The 16,902-nt window shown below is 62.5% G+C and carries 16 protein-coding genes; 8 read left to right on the top strand and 8 right to left on the bottom strand.

From position 1 onward, the window contains the following. Window positions 1–73 precede the first annotated feature (73 nt). From JF539_RS27160 to typA, 6 genes are all read right to left on the bottom strand, one after another. Window positions 74–676 (bottom strand): HD domain-containing protein, encoded by a 603-nt coding sequence (locus JF539_RS27160; protein WP_207144361.1) that lies wholly within the window; start codon window positions 674–676, stop codon window positions 74–76. Between the two features lie 170 nt (window positions 677–846). Next, the gene (locus JF539_RS27155; RefSeq protein WP_207144360.1) at window positions 847–1,899 is read right to left on the bottom strand and encodes a MaoC family dehydratase; all 1,053 of its coding nucleotides are present in this window, start codon (window positions 1,897–1,899) and stop codon (window positions 847–849) included. Window positions 1,900–2,006: 107 nt separating this feature from the next. After that, window positions 2,007–2,171: a hypothetical protein gene (locus tag JF539_RS27150; RefSeq protein ID WP_207144359.1), complete on the bottom strand. Its 165-nt coding sequence runs from the start codon at window positions 2,169–2,171 to the stop codon at window positions 2,007–2,009. Beyond that, on the bottom strand, window positions 2,168–3,298 hold the full coding sequence (locus JF539_RS27145; RefSeq protein ID WP_207144358.1) for a YeeE/YedE family protein: 1,131 nt from the start codon (window positions 3,296–3,298) through the stop codon (window positions 2,168–2,170). The genes JF539_RS27150 and JF539_RS27145 overlap by 4 nt, the downstream gene beginning before the upstream one ends. A gap of 16 nt (window positions 3,299–3,314) precedes the next feature. Continuing rightward, window positions 3,315–4,238: a sulfurtransferase gene (locus JF539_RS27140; RefSeq protein WP_207144357.1), complete on the bottom strand. Its 924-nt coding sequence runs from the start codon at window positions 4,236–4,238 to the stop codon at window positions 3,315–3,317. 428 nt (window positions 4,239–4,666) lie between these two features. Then, the gene (typA, locus tag JF539_RS27135; RefSeq protein ID WP_207144356.1) at window positions 4,667–6,490 is read right to left on the bottom strand and encodes a translational GTPase TypA; all 1,824 of its coding nucleotides are present in this window, start codon (window positions 6,488–6,490) and stop codon (window positions 4,667–4,669) included. Between the two features lie 204 nt (window positions 6,491–6,694). Between typA and JF539_RS27130 the strand changes: the two genes are divergently transcribed. The 5 genes from JF539_RS27130 (at window position 6,695) to JF539_RS27110 (ending at window position 11,326) form a co-directional block, all read left to right on the top strand. Beyond that, a complete protein-coding gene (locus JF539_RS27130; RefSeq protein WP_207144355.1) occupies window positions 6,695–7,156 on the top strand; it encodes a MarR family winged helix-turn-helix transcriptional regulator in 462 nt (153 codons plus the stop codon). Continuing rightward, on the top strand, window positions 7,153–8,364 hold the full coding sequence (locus tag JF539_RS27125) for a multidrug effflux MFS transporter (RefSeq protein ID WP_207144354.1): 1,212 nt from the start codon (window positions 7,153–7,155) through the stop codon (window positions 8,362–8,364). The genes JF539_RS27130 and JF539_RS27125 overlap by 4 nt, the downstream gene beginning before the upstream one ends. Before the next feature lie 97 nt (window positions 8,365–8,461). Beyond that, window positions 8,462–9,280, top strand: a complete 819-nt coding sequence (folP, locus tag JF539_RS27120) for a dihydropteroate synthase (RefSeq protein ID WP_209017630.1) — start codon at window positions 8,462–8,464, stop codon at window positions 9,278–9,280. Window position 9,281: 1 nt separating this feature from the next. Continuing rightward, window positions 9,282–9,809 carry a 2-amino-4-hydroxy-6-hydroxymethyldihydropteridine diphosphokinase gene (folK, locus tag JF539_RS27115; RefSeq protein ID WP_207144353.1) on the top strand — a complete coding sequence of 176 codons (528 nt, stop codon included), beginning with the start codon at window positions 9,282–9,284 and terminating at the stop codon, window positions 9,807–9,809. A 266-nt stretch (window positions 9,810–10,075) separates the two neighbouring features. Further along, a complete protein-coding gene (locus tag JF539_RS27110) occupies window positions 10,076–11,326 on the top strand; it encodes a glycosyltransferase family 87 protein (RefSeq protein WP_207144352.1) in 1,251 nt (416 codons plus the stop codon). 13 nt (window positions 11,327–11,339) lie between these two features. Here JF539_RS27110 and JF539_RS27105 read toward each other — a convergent pair whose 3' ends face one another. Continuing rightward, the gene (locus JF539_RS27105) at window positions 11,340–12,020 is read right to left on the bottom strand and encodes a hypothetical protein (RefSeq protein WP_207144351.1); all 681 of its coding nucleotides are present in this window, start codon (window positions 12,018–12,020) and stop codon (window positions 11,340–11,342) included. An 11-nt stretch (window positions 12,021–12,031) separates the two neighbouring features. After that, window positions 12,032–13,252 (bottom strand): argininosuccinate synthase, encoded by a 1,221-nt coding sequence (locus tag JF539_RS27100; RefSeq protein WP_207144350.1) that lies wholly within the window; start codon window positions 13,250–13,252, stop codon window positions 12,032–12,034. A gap of 326 nt (window positions 13,253–13,578) precedes the next feature. Between JF539_RS27100 and JF539_RS27095 the strand changes: the two genes are divergently transcribed. From JF539_RS27095 to JF539_RS27085, 3 genes are read left to right on the top strand one after another with little or no spacing between them, the layout of a single operon-like run. Then, entirely contained in the window at window positions 13,579–14,004 is a 426-nt protein-coding gene (locus JF539_RS27095; protein WP_207144349.1) for a DUF3302 domain-containing protein, read from the top strand. After that, window positions 14,001–15,155 (top strand): HlyD family secretion protein, encoded by a 1,155-nt coding sequence (locus tag JF539_RS27090; protein WP_207144348.1) that lies wholly within the window; start codon window positions 14,001–14,003, stop codon window positions 15,153–15,155. The genes JF539_RS27095 and JF539_RS27090 overlap by 4 nt, the downstream gene beginning before the upstream one ends. 16 nt (window positions 15,156–15,171) lie before the next feature. Further along, window positions 15,172–16,725: an efflux transporter outer membrane subunit gene (locus tag JF539_RS27085; RefSeq protein ID WP_207144347.1), complete on the top strand. Its 1,554-nt coding sequence runs from the start codon at window positions 15,172–15,174 to the stop codon at window positions 16,723–16,725. Window positions 16,726–16,902: the final 177 nt, after the last annotated feature.

Below are 16,902 nucleotides of genomic sequence, written 5' to 3'. Positions count from 1 at the left end.
TCGGAGCCACAGCGGCCTGCGGAAAAGGTGCGGGCCGATAGCTTCCTGTTGACCATGGCGTCGTTTGTGGCGGTTAACCGAGCGGCGGCAGGCCCCTGGACACCCCTTCCTGGATAACCGCCGGATCATAGGCCTTGCGCGCGAAGACCTCGCGCACGAGCGGCTCGAAGCTTTCCAGCGGATCGGCCGGGTAGTCCGGATCGAAAGAGCTTTGATCCCAGCGTTCGCAGAAATCGGCGCAGGCCTGAAAGTGCATGTGGTCCTTGAAGCGGTCGCGGGCGTTTTCGTCCCAACCGTAGTGGCGTCCGTAATAGAGCATCTGGAAAATGCCGTGGTGCTCCACCACCCAGGCGACTTCGTCGCGTACGTAGGGCCTGATAACTTCTGCGGAAAAGCGGTCATGGTTTTGCGGGGCAAGGCCGTCGCCGATATCGTGCAGCAATGCTCCGACGATCCAGTCGATATCCGCGCCTTCCCGCCGGGCGCGGGTGGCGGCCTGAAGGCCGTGGTCCTTGCGCGTGATCTTGTAGCCGGACAGGGTGTCTTCTCCCTGGCGGCGCAGTTCCGCCAGAACACGGTCAGCGGTCAGGGCGATGTACGGTTTCTCGGCTTCCGCCAGAAGATCGTAATCCTCCTTGGTGCCGTCTTTCATCTGGGTAAAGGACACTGTTTTCATGGGGCTCTCCGGTTCACTCTGAATTTTGAGGCACTTTTGGGGGGCGTGTCCAGACCACGAAGCGCCCGCCCAAACAGAAAGAACGCCCTCTCCCATCGGGAGAGGTATGTGGAGCGCCTGGGCGATGCTCATTCAGGAACAGGAGGGTTCCCGGATATGCGCTATCGGCCTTATTTCGGCATCAACGCCCAATAATCGAAGTCGAGAATGACCTCGGGCAGATAGTTGCCTTCGTGGTCCTGGCCGGGAAAATCCTCGCAAGAGCGGTTCTTTGTGGCAACCAGGCGCAGGCGGAGCGCGCCGACATCGGACCGGCCTTCGATTTCCGCCTTGTCGAGAACCTCCGACCATGCATAGACCGTGTCGCCCGCGCCCAGGGGGCCGACATGGCGGCCGCCGTTGATGCCGGCGATATGGAAGGCGTTGGCAAGCCCGTTGAAGGACAGTGCGCGGGCTATGGAGATCACATGGCCGCCATAGACCAGCCGGTGACCGAACCGGCTGTTGGCTTCCGTATGCTGGTTGAAATGCACCTTGGCCGTGTTCTGGTAAAGCCGGGTCGCCAACTGGTGCTCGGCTTCTTCCACCGTCATGCCGTCCACATGGTCGATCTTCTCGCCGATCTCGTAGTCGTCGAAGCGGAAACCCGAACCGGCCAGATCGTTGTCCCAGTTGGAGGTGTCCAGGAGCGGCACGGCCGTGCCGAGGGACTGCGGGTCGAGGGCCGCGGGCAACTCGGGCACCACCGGTTCCGGGGCAGGGTTGGAGACAACCTTCTTCTTGACCATCACCCAGCGCACATAATCCAGAACTTCGGTTCCGTTCGCGGTGTAGCCGGTTGAACGGACGTAAACCACGCCGGTCTTGCCGTTGGAATTCTCCTTCTTGCCGATCACTTCCGAGACGGTGGACAGCGTATCGCCGGGATAGACGGGCGCGAGGAAGCGTCCGCCGGCGTAGCCCAGGTTGGCGACGGCGTTGAGCGAAATATCCGGCACGGTCTTGCCGAAGACAATGTGGAAGGTCAGCAGATCGTCGACAGGCGCCTGGGCATAGCCGAGTTCCCTGGCAAAGTCGTCGGAGGACTGGACCGCGAAACGGGAGCCGTAGAGAGCGGTGTAAAGCGCCTGGTCGCCGGCGGTCACTGTGCGTGGCGTCGCATGGCGGATCACTTGCCCGACCTTGAAGTCCTCGAAAAAATTGCCGCGATTGGTCTTGCTCAACGGTGCCTCCCGGTTCTCGTCTTTCAGGACGCGATTAAGCATCTTGCGGTGCACACAGGCAAGTCAGACGTTTTGCCGAGGAGCGGGAAACCGCGGCCTTTCCGGCGCTACTCCGGCAGCGCGCCGCAGAACCCGCCAGCGGGTGCCTTGCCGGAGCCGAGGGCCAGAAGCGGAGGCGCCTTGTAAGGGTTTGGCGGTGTGGCGGCGGCATCGAGGCCGATTATGACCGCAAGTCCAACCACCGCGAGGGTCGCCGTCAGCGCGCGGGTCATGTCTTTGGCTCCAGCTTGAGGAGGGGGCGTAACTTCACGCCATAGACCGATCCGGCGAAGGCGGACGCGAACCAGACCCAGCCGTGCAGGCTGCCCGTGGAAATGCCGGAGAAGAAGGCCCCGACGTTGCAGCCGAAGGCGAGCCGGGACGAATAGCCGAGCAGGAACCCCGCGACAATCGCGGCGATCCAGGCCAGCCCGGGCAGGCGGGGTAGTTTCTGGGAGAGACCGCCGGTTCGCCAGCTTGCGACCAGAAAGGCGCCGAACACGATCCCGATGTTGGTCAAGGAGGTGTAGTCGGTCAGGAGGCTTTGCTTGAGGCGCGCTACCGAGGCGGGCGCCTGCCAGAAGGCGGAGCCGGTAAAGTCGGCGCCGGCGGCGGAGGCCGCTTTCGCCACCCAGAGCCCGAGCCCGTAGACCACGCCCCAGGGCTGGCCGGCGACGATCAGGTTGAAGAGGGCCAGAGCTGCGAGCAGACCGGCGGCGACGATCAGCCGGCGGGGCAGCCTGCGGTGTTCGGGGGTGGCGAGCTTCCACAGGAGAGCCGCGACGGCGGCCAGGCCAAGCAGGGTGACGGCCACGCCCTGCCAGCCGGAAAAACGGATGACGGGCAAGGCTCCCAGGCCGGTCCACCAGAAAAGATGATAGGCGCCCGCGAAGCTGCCGAGCGCGAAAAACGGAAGAGCGACCAGAGAGACGGCGTTGCCCGAACCCGCGTTGACCAGCGTTCCGGAGCCGCAGCCGAGCACGACCTGCATGGCGGCACCGAAGACGAAGGCGCCGGCGATCATTGCGAAACCGACCGGGGCCTGCGCGCCGGAAAGGTCGCCCTGGCTCGCGGCGATGAGGGGGAGGGCGATCAGCGTGACCAGGCCGATGGATAGAAGCTGCGCCCACATGCCGGAGGGATCGCGGCGCAGGATCATTGCCCGCCAGGGGCCAGCGAAGCCGAAGCGCAGGCCTTCCAGCACGATGCCGAAGCCGAGGCCGATGGCGAGCATCAGACCGAAACGGCCGCCAACCAGAAGGGCTGTCGCGAAGACAGCGCTAAGTGCGGCCAGAACGAGAGCGCTGCGGCGCCAGACCGGCGCCGCAGCGGCAATGTGTGTTTCGGTGAGTGTCGTCAATTTAACGTGGAATGCTCTAATTGATGATCTGATTAATCAGGTTCTGCAGAAGACCCGGCGTGTTGGCCATATCGTGGCCGGATTTCGAATATTCGACCATCGAACCCGCGTAAAGCTTCGCGTTCTTGACGCCGGCCAGTTCCGACAGGGCGAACCAGTGGGTCGCCGCCCAATGTCCGGTGTTGCAGAAGGAAACCGTGTCCTTGCCGTCTTCGATCCCGAGCCGGGCCTTCAGCTTCGCGGAATCAATGGTTGTCGAAATGGCCGGAGAGCCTTTCTCGAAAAACGAGGTGTAGACGTGGTTGGCCGCCGTCGGCAGGGTCCCCGGCCGGCTGGCCGCGTCATGGGCTTTTTCACCGTTGAAAAACGCCGCCGGCCGGGCGTCCACCAGAAGCGCTTCCGCCTCGCCTTCCGTCACTGCGGCGACGTCGGCTGTGGTTGCCAGCCAGGTGGGGTCGAAGGTGAGGTCGAGTTCGCTCGGAAAGGCCGATTCCGCGGTGGCGTTCACCGGTAGACCGGCCGCTTTCCAGGACGCGAGGCCGCCATTCAGGATGGACAGATCGGTGAAACCGGTGGACTTCAGGGTCCAGTACACCCGGGCTGCCGACCCGAAATCGGTGTCGGTCTTGCCTTCCGACAGGATCACGATCGGGGTGTCCGGTTCCAGGCCGAGTTCTTCCAGTTCGGCTTCGAGCTTTTCGATATCGACGAGACCGCCCGGGTTGTCCTCAGGCCCCCGGAACATGCGGTAGGGGGCGAAAAGCGCGCCCTCCGCGTGACCGTCCTGGTAACCCGCGTTGCGGATGTCGAGCAGAACCGGTTCCACGCTGTCGAGCGTGGCGGCAAGCTCGGCAGCCTCGACCAGCGGTCCGTAGCTTTCGGCATCGGCGGCGGTCGCAAGACCCGCGACCATGGTCAGAGCGAGAGCAAGGTGTTTCATGGGTGGACCTTTCCTGAGGCGCAGCTTTTCAATTTGGCGTGAATTTTAAGCCGTTCCAGGTCCGGAGACAGGGATGACATTTCAAATTTGGCCGGGCGGCGGGTAATTTGGCCCATGAGCGAGGATGTTTCTGGCAAAGGATTGCGGAGGGGGAAAGGGATAGCACCTTGTGAGCCGGCCAACCCTTTAGTTCTGGTTCATTGCAGGGCTTGATCCACTTCTGCCTCACCGTTTGTCATCCCGGTCTTGACGCTCCGCGCCAAACCGGGACGACAACTTGGGAGCTTGGGTTCGCGATCTCGATGGCGTGCTGTTCAAAGAAAAACTTGCCGGCCAGCCACCGGTCATGCCATGCCGCGACAGCGGTAAGGGCAACAAAAAGCCCGGGACGCTGCCCGGGCTCTTCCGATCTCATGCGCAATTCCGGCTTACGCCGATTCCTTGTTCGCCGCGCGTTCGGCGCGCTTGCGCTCGTGCGGGTCGAGCATGGCCTTGCGTAGGCGGATGGACACCGGCGTCACTTCCACCAGTTCGTCGTCGGCGATGTAGGAAAGGGCGGCTTCCAGGGTCAGCTTCTTCGGCGTGGTGAGCTTGACAGCGTCGTCCTTGCCGGCGGAGCGGATGTTGGTGAGCTGCTTGCCCTTGAGCACGTTGACTTCCAGGTCGTTGCCACGGGTGTGTTCGCCGATGATCATGCCCGGATAGACCTTGGTGCCCGGGTCGATCATCATCGGGCCGCGGTCTTCCAGGTTGAAGAGCGCATAGGCCACTGCCTCGCCGGTGCCGTTGGAGAGCAGCACGCCGGTGTGGCGGCCCTGGATCGGGCCCTTGTAGGGCTCGTAGCCGGAGAACAGGCGGTTGAAGATCGCCGTGCCGCGCGTATCGGACATGAGCTCGGCCTGGTAACCGATCAGGCCACGGGTCGGGGCATGGAACACCAGGCGACTGCGGCCGCCACCGGAGGGTTTCATCTCCAGAAGATCGGCCTTGCGCTCCTGCAATTTCTGCACGACGACGCCGGAATGTTCCTCATCCACGTCAATGATGACTTCCTCGATCGGCTCCAGACGGTTGCCCGCCTCGTCGAACTGGTAGACGACGCGCGGACGGCCGACGCCGAGTTCGAAGCCTTCGCGGCGCATGTTCTCGATCAGGATGGCCAGCAGGAGCTCGCCGCGGCCGGAGACGATGAAGGCATCCGGCTCGGCGGTTTCCTCGACCTTCAGCGCCACGTTGCCTTCCGCTTCCTTCATCAGCCGTTCGCGGATGACACGGGACTGCACCTTGGAGCCTTCCGTACCCGCCAGCGGGCTGTCGTTGACGCGGAAGGTCATGGACAGGGTCGGCGGATCGATCGGCTGGGCCAGAAGCGGCTCGGTGACCGAGGGCGCACACAAGGTGTCGGCGACGGTTGCCTTGGTCAGGCCGGCGATGGCGACGATATCGCCCGCCTCGCCCGTCTCGATCGGCTGGCGCTCCAGCCCGCGGAAGGCGAGGATCTTGGACACGCGGCCGTTTTCGACAACGCTGCCGTCGCGCGACAGCGCCTTGATCGGCATGTTCGGCAGGGCGGTTCCGGAAACGATCCGGCCGGTCAGGATGCGGCCCAGGAAGGGATCGGATTCGATGGTGGTCGCCAGAATACGGAAATCGCCCGGCTCGGCTTCCGGTGGCGAGACCTTGTCGAGCACCATGTCGAACAGCGGGTCCATGTTTTCCTGCGGCCCGTCCGGCTCCAGAGCCATCCATTCCTGTTTGGCGGAGCCGTAGAGGACCGGGAAGTCGAGCTGGTCTTCATTGGCGTCCAGCGCCGCGAAAAGGTCGAACACCTCGTCCAGAACTTCGTCGGCGCGCTGTTCTGGCTTGTCGATCTTGTTGATGGCGACGATTGGCTTCAGGCCCAGCTTCAGCGCCTTGCCGAGCACGAATTTCGTCTGCGGCATCGGGCCTTCGGCGGCATCCACGAGCAGGATCACGCCGTCGACCATGTGCAGAATGCGCTCCACCTCGCCGCCGAAATCGGCGTGGCCCGGGGTGTCAACGATGTTGATGCGGGTGTCTTTCCACACCAGAGACGTAACCTTGGCGAGGATCGTGATCCCGCGTTCGCGCTCGATGTCGTTGGAGTCCATCATCCGTTCTTCTGTCCGCTGATTGTCGCGGAACGCGCCGGACTGTTTCAAAAGAACGTCAATGAGTGTGGTTTTGCCATGGTCAACGTGTGCGATAATGGCAATATTACGAAGCTTCATGAGTGTGCTCCAAACGACAGCGCGGGCCCCGGGGGACCCGCAAACTGTCTGGATCAAGAGATAAATGTCACGCCGGCATCCCGCCGGATTTGGCGCCTTTATACGTGGCGGAAGGCAATTGTGCAACGCACCGCGGCAAGTTCGCATTGACAGCAAAGGACCTGTCTCCTATTTCGTAAGGAAACCTTATGATTTGAGCCTGAAATGAGTGTTCCTCCCCCAAGCCCTGGCGTGACCATGCTGGTGGTCGATCTTGCGCGGCTCCTGCGGCGGCGGTTCGACGCCGAGCTGACAGAGGTCGATACCGGTCTTACGGTCGGCGAAGCGCGCACGCTGTTCTATGTCTGGCGTAATCCGGGACAACGACAGGCCGTGCTTGCCGATACCATGTATGTCGAACCCATGACCCTGGTCGGCTACCTGGATTCCCTGGAAAAGGCGGGCCTCATCAAGCGCCGTCCGGACCCGAACGACAAACGGGCCAAGCTGGTCGAACTCACCCCGGAGGCGGACCCGCTTCTGGAAAGGATCGGGAACGCGTTGCAGTCAGTGCGCACCAAAGCCCTTGAAGACGTCCCGGTCTCCGACAGGCAGATCCTGGAAAACCTGCTGCAGACCATGAAGGACAGTCTTCTTCTGGAGGCCTCCAAAGGACGGCATAAATGAGCGCAGACGGCGCGATCATGAACGCGAAACGCACGTCGCTTCTTGGGGCCGGGCTTGTCGCCATCGGCCCCATTTCCATGGCGATCTACACGCCGGCGATGCCGACGCTCGTGGAGGCTTTCGGCACGACCGGGTCGGCCGTCAAACTGACGTTGACAGCCTATTTCGCGGGCTTCGCGGTCACCCAGCTGATCTGCGGACCGTTTTCCGATGCCTTCGGTCGCAAGCCGGTGACGTTGTTTTTTCTGGGCATCTATCTGGTCTCGAGCGTTTTGGCGACATTCGCGCCTTCCATCGAGTTCATGGTCATCGCGCGCGCCATGCAGGGGGTCGGCGCCGCCGTCGGCGTTTCCATTTCCCGCGCGATCGTCCGCGACCAGTACACCGGGCAGGCGTCGGCGCGGATCATGAACACCATCGCCATGATGCTCGCGCTCGGGCCGGCGATCGCGCCCACCATCGGCGGCATCGTGCTGGAACTGTTCGGCTGGCGGGAAATCTTCTGGTGCATGGTGGTCTACGGTCTGCTTCTCACGGCCGCGGTCGTCGTCTATCAGCAGGAGACCAATCCGAAACCGGGCACGCACCATCTCAATCCGCGCCGGCTTCTCGGCAATTACGCGAGCCTTCTGAAAGATCCGCGCTTTCTGTCGCCGGGCCTTTTGATCGGCTTCGGGCTCGGAAATCTCTATGCCCTTGCCAGTGTCCTGCCCTTCATCCTGATCTACGAAGTCGGTCTCACTCCGTCCCAGTTCGGCATTTCGATGATCCTGCAGTCCGGGTCTTTCATTGCGGGAACGGTTCTGACGGGACGCCTGCTCAAGGTCGTCGATGCCGCCAAGCTGATGCCTTACGGCATGGCGCTCTGGGTCGTTGCTTCGTCTGTCATGTGTTATTCCGCGTTTGCTCTGGAACCGACTGTTCTGAGCATCATGGGGCCGGTGGCGCTTTTTGCCTTTGCCCTGGCCATGATCTTGCCGGCAACCTTTACCGAATCCATGGCCCCGTTCCCGCATATTGCCGGTGCGGCGTCGTCAATGCTCGGGTTCCTGCAATTCGGTGGCGGCATCGCCGGCAGCCTGATAATCGCGGTTCTCGGCGATCCGATGATCGGCTTCGCAACCGTGCTTCCGGCCATGCCGATCCTCGGGATTATCAGTTACCATGTCTTCAAGGCCCGGATTTCATCCATCGCCGCGGCGGAATAGTGCTTGCGCGGAAAAACGCTTCTCCGACGCTTTCTGCCGCTTGACGCTCGGAGGCTGAGCGGGCATCAGTGCGGGCTTCACTGAGAAGGGACCCGCGATGGCGAAAGCCGCTGAATACCGCCTGCCGACCACCCGTCCGCATGTCATGGGCATCTTGAACGTCACACCGGATTCCTTTTCCGACGGTGGCCGGTTCAACGCGGCGGATGCCGCCCTGGCGCACGCGCGGACGATGATCGCGGACGGGGCGGATATTCTTGACATCGGTGGGGAGAGCACGCGGCCGGGCTCCGAACCGGTCGCGTTGGACGAGGAATGGGCACGCCTCGATCCGGTGCTGGACGACGTTATCGATCTCGGCGTTCCTGTCTCCATCGATACCTACAAGGCGGAAATCGCGCGCCGGGCCTGTGCCGCCGGGGCCGTCATCGTCAACGACGTCTGGGGACTCCAGAAGGATCCGGCGATGGCAGGGGTGGTGGCCGACGCCGGGGTTCACGTGGTGATGATGCACAATCGCCTGGACGTGGATGCGGACCTCGACATCCTGAGCGATATCGACCGGTTTTTCGAAACGTCCATGCGGCTGGCGGACGACGCCGGCATCGCCAAAGACCGGCAGATCCTCGATCCCGGGTTCGGGTTCGGCAAGACGCTTGACCAGAACTTCAGAATCCTGAACCGCTTCGATACCTTGAAGAAACACGGATTGCCCCTGCTCGCCGGCGCGTCGCGCAAGCGCATGGTCGGCGCCATTGTCGACGGCACGGCCGGCGACCGTCTTCACGGGTCGCTGGCGGCGCATCTGATTGCTCTTTTCAAAGGGGCGGTGGTCGTCAGGACACACGATGTAGGTCCACATGCCGACAGCGTGCGTATGCTGGAGGCAACTCTCCTCGAACGGGTCCCCGTCTGATATGAACTCCGCAAAACCGTCTCTCAATGCGCCCACCCGCTGCGCGCTCGGGCTTGGATCCAATCTGGGCGACCCCAAACGAAATCTGGACGAGGCGGTCCGCCGCCTGGAAGAGTCGAACGGCATCACCGTCGTGGCGCGGTCGTCGGACTATCGAACGCCGCCCTGGGGGCCGGTTCCCCAGGACGACTACCTCAATATCTGTCTCGTCGTGGACACGACCCTTTCCGCGCACGACCTGCTGAAGCGGTGCCTGGAGGTCGAACTCGAGCTCGGCCGGGTGCGGGATATCCGCTGGGGACCGCGCATCATCGACATCGATCTCCTGATCCATGGCGTCGCGAAGGTCGAGGAGCCGGACCTGGAGGTGCCGCACCCGCGCATGGCGGAGCGGGCCTTCGTGCTGATCCCGCTTGCCGAGATCTGGCCGGACGCGCCGCTCGGCGACGGCCGCACGGCAGCGCAAGCGCTTGAAACCTGCCCTGACCGGGACGGGGTGGTGAAACTGGACGGCGACCCGGCCCTTTGAGCCGGATTGACCGGCCGCATCAGCGCGCCATCCTTTCAGCATTGCGCCGCCGCCCGGCTTCTTTGGGAAATTTCAACCAAATAAAAGTTTAATCGCTTTGAGGTGCCGTCCACGGGCGGCCTGCGATCGCCTGTGGCCCGACGGGCGGAACCGGCTCAGGGGGCGGGTTCCCCTGGATTTTTCGCCAAGGTAACGGAAGTCAGAGCGGTGAGTGTAATTTATGCAGTTTTTTCAGTCGCTTGATGTATTCTCGGAGGGGCGGATACATGCTCTCTGAAGTTCGCCGTTTTTACCTTGGCGCTCTCAAGTCCGACGAGCTGAACACAAGGTTCGGCGGTCCCCTGTTCGTTTTTCTTCTGTTTTCGACGTCGCTGTTCCTGTTCGGGTCCTGGGTTCACGACGACGGCGGAGCCTTTACCTTCGCCGAAACGTTCCGTCTTGCCGAGCGGGAGGATTTCGCGGCCTTTTACCGCGCGGGCCAAATGGCCGGCCTGGGGCAGGCGGCGGACGCCTATGACTTTTTCAAGTTTTCGGAGCTGTTTTCGGAAGGCAACAAGTATCTGTTTTTCCTGAATCCGCCGCACGCCCTTTTGTTCTTCGAGCCGTTGTCCCTTCTCAGTTACCCGGCGGCGAAGGGTGTCTTCATGGCGCTCGGCCTGATCTGCCTGATGCTCTCGGTATACGTGATCCGGCTTCACCTCGGCTTCTGGCCCTATGTGTTCTTGCTCCTGTCCGCGGGCACGTTCTACTCGTTCCAGCTGCTGCAACTTGCGCCGATCACGACCTTCCTTCTGCTTTTCGCTCTGCTGTTCAGCCGCCGGCATCCGGTGCTGAGCGGTCTTGCGCTGGCCGTGCTGACGATCAAGCCGCAATACGGCCTTCTGGCGCCAATCTTTCTGATCGCGAGACGGGACTGGCATGCGTTCGCGGTGGCGGCTCTCGGCAGTCTGGTCCTGATGGTTCTTTCCCTTGTCATCTACGGCCTGCCGGTGTGGCAGGCGTTTCTCGAATCGATGACCGGCGGTGTGCATTCCGTGCAGTTTCAGGTCTTGCACAACATCATGATCACGGCAGGCAACGCGCTCGGCAAGTTCGGGGCGGGAACGGACGTGAGAATGGCCTTGCAGATGCTGATCCTGTTTGCAATGGCCGGAACGGTCTGGATTTTCGCCAGGAAGTTTCCAAGGGAAAAGGCGGTTGCATTTTCCCTGATGGCCATGTGCCTGGCGGCGCCGTCGTTCTTCTTCTACGACTGGCTCTTCTACGCCATGGCGCTCCTGTTGCTGCTCAAGGTCAAACCGTCATGGCCGCTGCCGCTTCAGGCGGGGGCCGGGCTTCTCTGGATCGCCCCGGTCGTGCATGACATGATCTATCAATACAATGAGCCAGTCGCGTTTTATTTTTCCGGGAGTATCTGGTTCCTGGCCGCCGTCGTCCTGGTCCTGTTCTGGGTCTATCTGCGCGACGAACAGACCGTGGACGATACGCCGGTTATCGGAGAAAAGGCATTTTCCTGAGACAGGCGATCTGTCAGCAGAGCCCCATGAAACTGTCCATGTGAAAGCGGGCCGTATCGGCGTGCTGGCTGTGTTCGGCGCCAACCGGACAGGCGCGCCGTGCCAGGCAGCCGGACCGGCACTCCAGGCCCGCGCCGGAGGCCAGGTGGGTGCGGCACTCCGCGACGCGATAGCCATCCTTGAGAGAAATCGCATCCACGGGGCAGGCCGTGAGACAGGGTTTGTCCGCGCAGTCTTCGCAGGGGCCGGTCCCCGAGCTTCCACCGGAGACACGTGCGGCGGACAAAAACACGGCGCGAAAACCGGCCCAGGGGCCGAAGTCGCGATGGGCCAGAACGCCCAGCGGGCTTTGCGAAAAGCCTCCGCATTTCATGGCCCATTGCTGGAAAGGGTAATAGGGCGGCCCGTCGAAGGGAAACAGGGGCTGAAAGCCGTGCGCGTCGGCAAGACCGGTCAGAACGCGCCTTGTATAGCGGTCGAGGGGGTCCGGACGCCTGTCCGTGTATTCCGGGCTTTGGGTAAGTCTCGGCCAGATCGTCGGGCCGGTGCTGCCGATCAGGAGCAGGCTGTGAACCGGCCGGCCGCTCGGAAGCGGCGGGACGTCGTGTCCCGCGTCAGGTTCGAAGCCGCCGAGACAGAAAAAACCGGCGGCTTCAAGGTCCTGTTTCAGTCCCTTCACCGCCGGTCCGGTCATGTCAGTCGTTCTCAACCAAGCCGGTCGCGCTTGGCGAGCGTGCGCAGGCGCAGGGCGTTGAGCTTGATGAAGCCGGCGGCGTCCTTCTGGTCGTAGGCGCCTTCGTCGTCCTCGAAGGTCACCAGTTCCTCCGAGTAGAGCGAATAGGGCGAAGACCGCCCGGCGACCATGACGTTGCCCTTGTAAAGCTTCAGGGTCACGGTGCCGGTGACATGCTCCTGGCTCTTGTCGATCAGCGCCTGCAGCATCTCGCGCTCCGGCGAGAACCAGAACCCGTTATAGATCAGTTCCGCGTAGCGCGGCATCAGTTCATCCTTCAGGTGGGACGCGCCACGGTCAAGCGTGATGGATTCCATCGTCCGGTGGGCGGTCAGAAGAATGGTGCCACCCGGCGTTTCGTAAACGCCGCGGCTCTTCATGCCGACAAAGCGGTTTTCCACCATGTCGAGCCGGCCGATGCCGTTGTCCCGGCCGTAGTCGTTGAGCTTGGCGAACAGCGTCGCCGGGCTCATCCGCTCGCCGTTGAGCGAAACCGCGTCGCCCTTCTCGAAGCCGATCTCGATTTCGGTCACCGCGTCAGGAGCTTCGGTCGGGTCGACGGTACGCTGATAGACGTATGCGGGTGCTTCCTCGGCCGGGTCTTCCAGGACTTTGCCTTCCGAAGACGAGTGCAGCATGTTGGCGTCGACGGAGAAGGGCGCTTCGCCCTGTTTGTCCTTCGGCACCGGGATCTGGTTCTTTTCGGCGAAATCGAGCAGGTCGGTCCGGGATTTGAATGTCCAGTCCCGCCAGGGGGCGATCACCTTGATGTCCGGATTGAGTGCGTAAGCGGAGAGTTCGAAGCGGACCTGGTCGTTGCCCTTGCCGGTCGCGCCGTGGGCAATGGCGTCGGCGCCGGTTTCCTCGGCGATCTCGATCAGCCGCTTGGAAATCAGCGGGCGTGCGATGGAGGTGCCGAGCAGATAGACGCCTTCATAAACCGCGTTGGCGCGGAACATCGGGAACACGAAGTCGCGGATGAACTCCTCGCGAAGGTCGTCGATGTAGATCTCCTTGATGCCGAGCATTTCCGCTTTGCGGCGCGCCGGTTCCAGTTCCTCGCCCTGGCCGAGATCGGCCGTGAAGGTCACCACTTCGCAGCCCAGTTCGGTCTGCAGCCATTTCAGAATGATGGAGGTGTCGAGGCCGCCGGAATAGGCCAGAACGACTTTTTTGACGTCGCCGTAGGTCATGGAGGAAAGGTCCAGTTCGTTGTTCTCGCGGTCTTGCCGCGTCGTTGGAATTTTGCGGCAATTTAGCCGGTTCTTTACCGGGCGCAAGCCCCTCTGACCCTTCCGGCCGTCAATAAGATCCGACGGAATTCCCGAGGTGCCACCCGACGGAGCCGGTCCGTCCGGCGGGCGGCCCGGAACGGAGGCCGGACTGCGTTGTTGCGACTCGGTGAAGGCTCTGAAAACGAAGCCGGCAAGGGAACAGCTCGAGAAACTTCCGGTTGACTGAGGCCATGCTGCAAGTTTTAACAATAAGTAAACGCCGATCGGGGCGATGGGAGGTGGAAGTGGGGCTGATCGATTTCGAACTGGATGCCTACGATTATGCGACCTTCGCGTTACTGATCGTCCTGGTTCTGGTGTTTTTCTATGCGATGATCACCCTCGGCGGCCTGCCAGGCAAACTTGCCGAACGGCGCAACCACCCTCATGCGGAGTCGGTGAAACTGGGGGGCTGGATCGGTCTGTTCACGGTCTTTCCGTGGATACATGCGCTGATCTGGGCCTATCACGACTCCATGACCGTCGACGTCCGCAAGTTTCCGGGTGGCCCGAAACCGGCCGCGGGGGACGAGCCGACGGAACGGCTGGAGGTTCAGCGCGTTCCGGCAGATCAGGCACCTGCGGAGCCGGCATCGGCGGCGGTGCTCGAAAAGGACACCCCTCCCGCCGAAAACAAGCCCGGTGAAGACAGGGATGGGGTCTCCGCATGACAATCGCGCTGCTTATCCTCGTCTTTTACGCCCTCATCATGTGGCTGGTGTTCTACAAATACCGGTTGTTGAAGTTCAACATCGCCTGGGGCGTCGTCACCTTCTGGGTGGGTTTTCACGTTCTCTTCCTGCTGGTCGTCTTCCTCAGGTTCTACACGCCGTTCTCGATTGACGGGCACGTTATCCGGCAGACCGTTCAGATTGCGCCCCGGCTGCCTCATCCGACCCTTCTGGAAGAGGTCTTCGTTGCCCAGAACGAAAAGGTGAAGAAAGGCGCCAAGCTCTACCAGTTCGACAAGACGCTCTATGCGGCTCAACTGGCCGAAGCCCAGGCCAACCTGCAAACCGCGCGGCAGAACGCGCTGATCCTTCAGCAAGATATCGATCTCGCCCGGGATTCGCTCGATCAGGCCCGGGCGTCGGAAAGCTATGCCGCAACCCAGGTCAAGCGTTACACGGATCTCGTGCCCAAGGGTGGGGCCCGGCAGGAAACGCTCGACAAATGGGTCTCCGACCTGAGCGCCGCCACGGCCGAGGTCGCCGAAGCCGAGGCGAACCTGCGGAAGGCGCAATTCGCGGCCGACGCCAAGATAGATGGCGTCAACGCGCAGGTTGCTGCCTCGCAGGCGCAGGTCGATCAGGCACAGTTCTACCTCGATCAGACGACGATCTACGCGCCGGAGGACGGCACGATCATTTCCCAGCAGGCGCGTCCGGGGCTTGTGGTCGGCGGTTTCCGGATCGCCTCGATCGCGGCTTTCGTCGCCGATGCCGACCCCTATTTTCTGGCGACCTTCTATCAGGAGCACCTGAAGTTCGTGGAGGCAGGCCAACCGGTGGAAGTGGCGCTGGATATCTATCCGGGGCGGGTTTTCGCCGGCAAGGTCAAGGCGATCTGGGAAGGCACCGGACAGGGGCAGATCGTGCCGCACGGCCGGGTGCCGGAGTTCCTGTTCATGAGCCCTCAGGGCCGTTTCGCGGTCGAGATCGACCTCGACGACGATCCGGCGCTGGAAAAGCGCTATCCGGGTGGCGCCCATGGCGCGGTCGCGATTTACACCGGTGGCGGCGGCGACTGGGTCGCGGTGCTCAGGCGGATGAATCTCAGGCTCTATTCCTGGGCCAACTTCATCGTTCCTTTCGATGTCTAAGCGGGGGGAAGGGCAAATGGCCCAGGTGCGGCGGATTGGGCTCGGTTTGGCGCTGGGGAGCGCGCTGCTCCTGACCGGCTGCATGGTCGGCCCTGACTTCGAACGCCCGGAGGCACCCGTTCTGGACAGTTGGAGCGCGGGCGCCAATCTGCCGGTGGACAGCCGCACCGGCTTCACCACGCGTAGCGTGCAGTCCGTTCCCTGGTGGCATGTCTTCAACGACGTCACCCTGAACGGCCTGATTGCGGAAGCCTACCGGCAGAATGTCGGCCTGCAGGCGGCCGGCGTGCGCGTCTACCAGGCGCGCGCGCAGCTCGGCATCGCCAAGGGGGAGCTTTTTCCGCAGGTCCAGGAGATCAAGGGCGGCTCAAAGAGCATCCGCTTCAGCGCCAAGGATCCCTTCATTCGAGACCTGGAACGGGTCGGTCTCATCAACGACCACATCACGAGGGTTTCGGCCGGCTTCGACGCCGCCTGGGAAATCGATGTCTGGGGCAAGATCCGGCGCGATGTGCAGTCGGCAAGCGCCAATCTGAAGGCCAATCTGGCGTCTTACGACGATGCGCTGGTGACGCTGACCGGCGATATCGCGGCGACGTATATCGCCGTGCGCGAGCTTCAGCAGCTCATTTCCGCCACGCGCAGGAATGCCGCGCTTCAGAAAAAGTCGTTGAACCTGACGAAGCTGCGTCTCGAAAACGGGGCCGCGACCAAACTCGATGTGAATGAGGCGACGGCACTCTATAATTCCACGCTGGCCAATCTTCCCGGTTACGAGGCGGAGCTGGCCCAGGCTTATAACGCGCTCAGCGTGCTGCTGAGCGAGCCTCCCGGCGGCATGAAAGCCCGGCTGGGCAAAGAGGCCCGTTTTCCCCGGGTTCCGGCGGAAGTGGCGGTCGGCGTTCCCGCCGAGATGCTGCGCCGGCGTCCGGATATCCGCCGCGCGGAATATGTGGCCGCCGCCCAGTCCGCGCAGATCGGCGTCGCCAAGGCCGATCTCCTGCCGGCTTTCACGATTTCCGGCGCGATCGGCGTCCGGGCCGACGATTTCTCCAATCTCTTCAACAACGGTACCACGGCCGGTTTCATCAATCCGGGATTTTCCTGGAATTTCCTGAATTACGGCCGGATCCAGAACAATGTCCGGGTGCAGGACGCGAAGTTTCAGGAAACGCTGCTCAACTACAAGAGCACGGTCCTTTCCGCCTATGCGGAAGTCGAAAACGCGCTGACGGCCTTCCTGCGGTCCAAGCAGCAGGCGCTCTATCTGCGCCGCTCCGTCACAGCGTCGCGTGCGTCCATCTCCGAAGTCGAGGCGCAATATGAGGACGGCACGGCCTCTTACAACCGGGTGGTCGAGGCGCAGCGGAGCTTGCTGGTCGCCGAGGAGCGGCTGATTGCGGCAGAAGCCAATGTGCTCACCAACCTGATCGCGATCTACAAGGGGCTCGGAGGTGGCTGGGTGCCGGAAAATGTCGACGGGCTGATTTCGGAAGAAACCCGCCGGCAGATGGCGGAACGGACCCGCTGGGGCAGGTTGCTCGAGAAGCCGGACGGGGAGGCCGGGTGATTTTTCCGGTCTTTCCCATTTTCAAGCTTGCCGGGCACTGTGTGGACTCGCCGCTTGCGCCCGTCTCCCCCTTGAGGGGGAGATGTCCGTGAAACGGACAGAGGGGCGCGCGGCGGTGCGACAGAGAGAAAAGCTGAATGAAATCGAGAGGGTGATCCCCCCTCTGTCAGCTAAAGC

Origin of the sequence: Roseibium aggregatum (assembly GCF_017309185.1) — a bacterium.
Classification (GTDB): Bacteria; Pseudomonadota; Alphaproteobacteria; order Rhizobiales; family Stappiaceae; genus Roseibium; species Roseibium aggregatum_B.
Note: the sequence above shows the minus strand (reverse complement) of the source record. Positions and strands in the feature narration are given on the sequence as shown.

Bases quoted from the DNA above. Each gene is read 5' to 3' on its own strand.
- JF539_RS27160 (WP_207144361.1), bottom strand. From the start codon at position 676: ATGAAAACAGTGTCCTTTACCCAGATGAAAGACGGCACCAAGGAGGAT.
- JF539_RS27150 (WP_207144359.1), bottom strand. From the start codon at position 2,171: ATGACCCGCGCGCTGACGGCGACCCTCGCGGTGGTTGGACTTGCGGTC.
- JF539_RS27140 (WP_207144357.1), bottom strand. From the start codon at position 4,238: ATGAAACACCTTGCTCTCGCTCTGACCATGGTCGCGGGTCTTGCGACC.
- typA (WP_207144356.1), bottom strand. From the start codon at position 6,490: ATGAAGCTTCGTAATATTGCCATTATCGCACACGTTGACCATGGCAAA.
- JF539_RS27130 (WP_207144355.1), top strand. From the start codon at position 6,695: ATGAGTGTTCCTCCCCCAAGCCCTGGCGTGACCATGCTGGTGGTCGAT.
- JF539_RS27125 (WP_207144354.1), top strand. From the start codon at position 7,153: ATGAGCGCAGACGGCGCGATCATGAACGCGAAACGCACGTCGCTTCTT.
- folP (WP_209017630.1), top strand. From the start codon at position 8,462: ATGGCGAAAGCCGCTGAATACCGCCTGCCGACCACCCGTCCGCATGTC.
- folK (WP_207144353.1), top strand. From the start codon at position 9,282: ATGAACTCCGCAAAACCGTCTCTCAATGCGCCCACCCGCTGCGCGCTC.
- JF539_RS27110 (WP_207144352.1), top strand. From the start codon at position 10,076: ATGCTCTCTGAAGTTCGCCGTTTTTACCTTGGCGCTCTCAAGTCCGAC.
- JF539_RS27105 (WP_207144351.1), bottom strand. From the start codon at position 12,020: ATGACCGGACCGGCGGTGAAGGGACTGAAACAGGACCTTGAAGCCGCC.
- JF539_RS27100 (WP_207144350.1), bottom strand. From the start codon at position 13,252: ATGACCTACGGCGACGTCAAAAAAGTCGTTCTGGCCTATTCCGGCGGC.
- JF539_RS27090 (WP_207144348.1), top strand. From the start codon at position 14,001: ATGACAATCGCGCTGCTTATCCTCGTCTTTTACGCCCTCATCATGTGG.
- JF539_RS27085 (WP_207144347.1), top strand. From the start codon at position 15,172: ATGGCCCAGGTGCGGCGGATTGGGCTCGGTTTGGCGCTGGGGAGCGCG.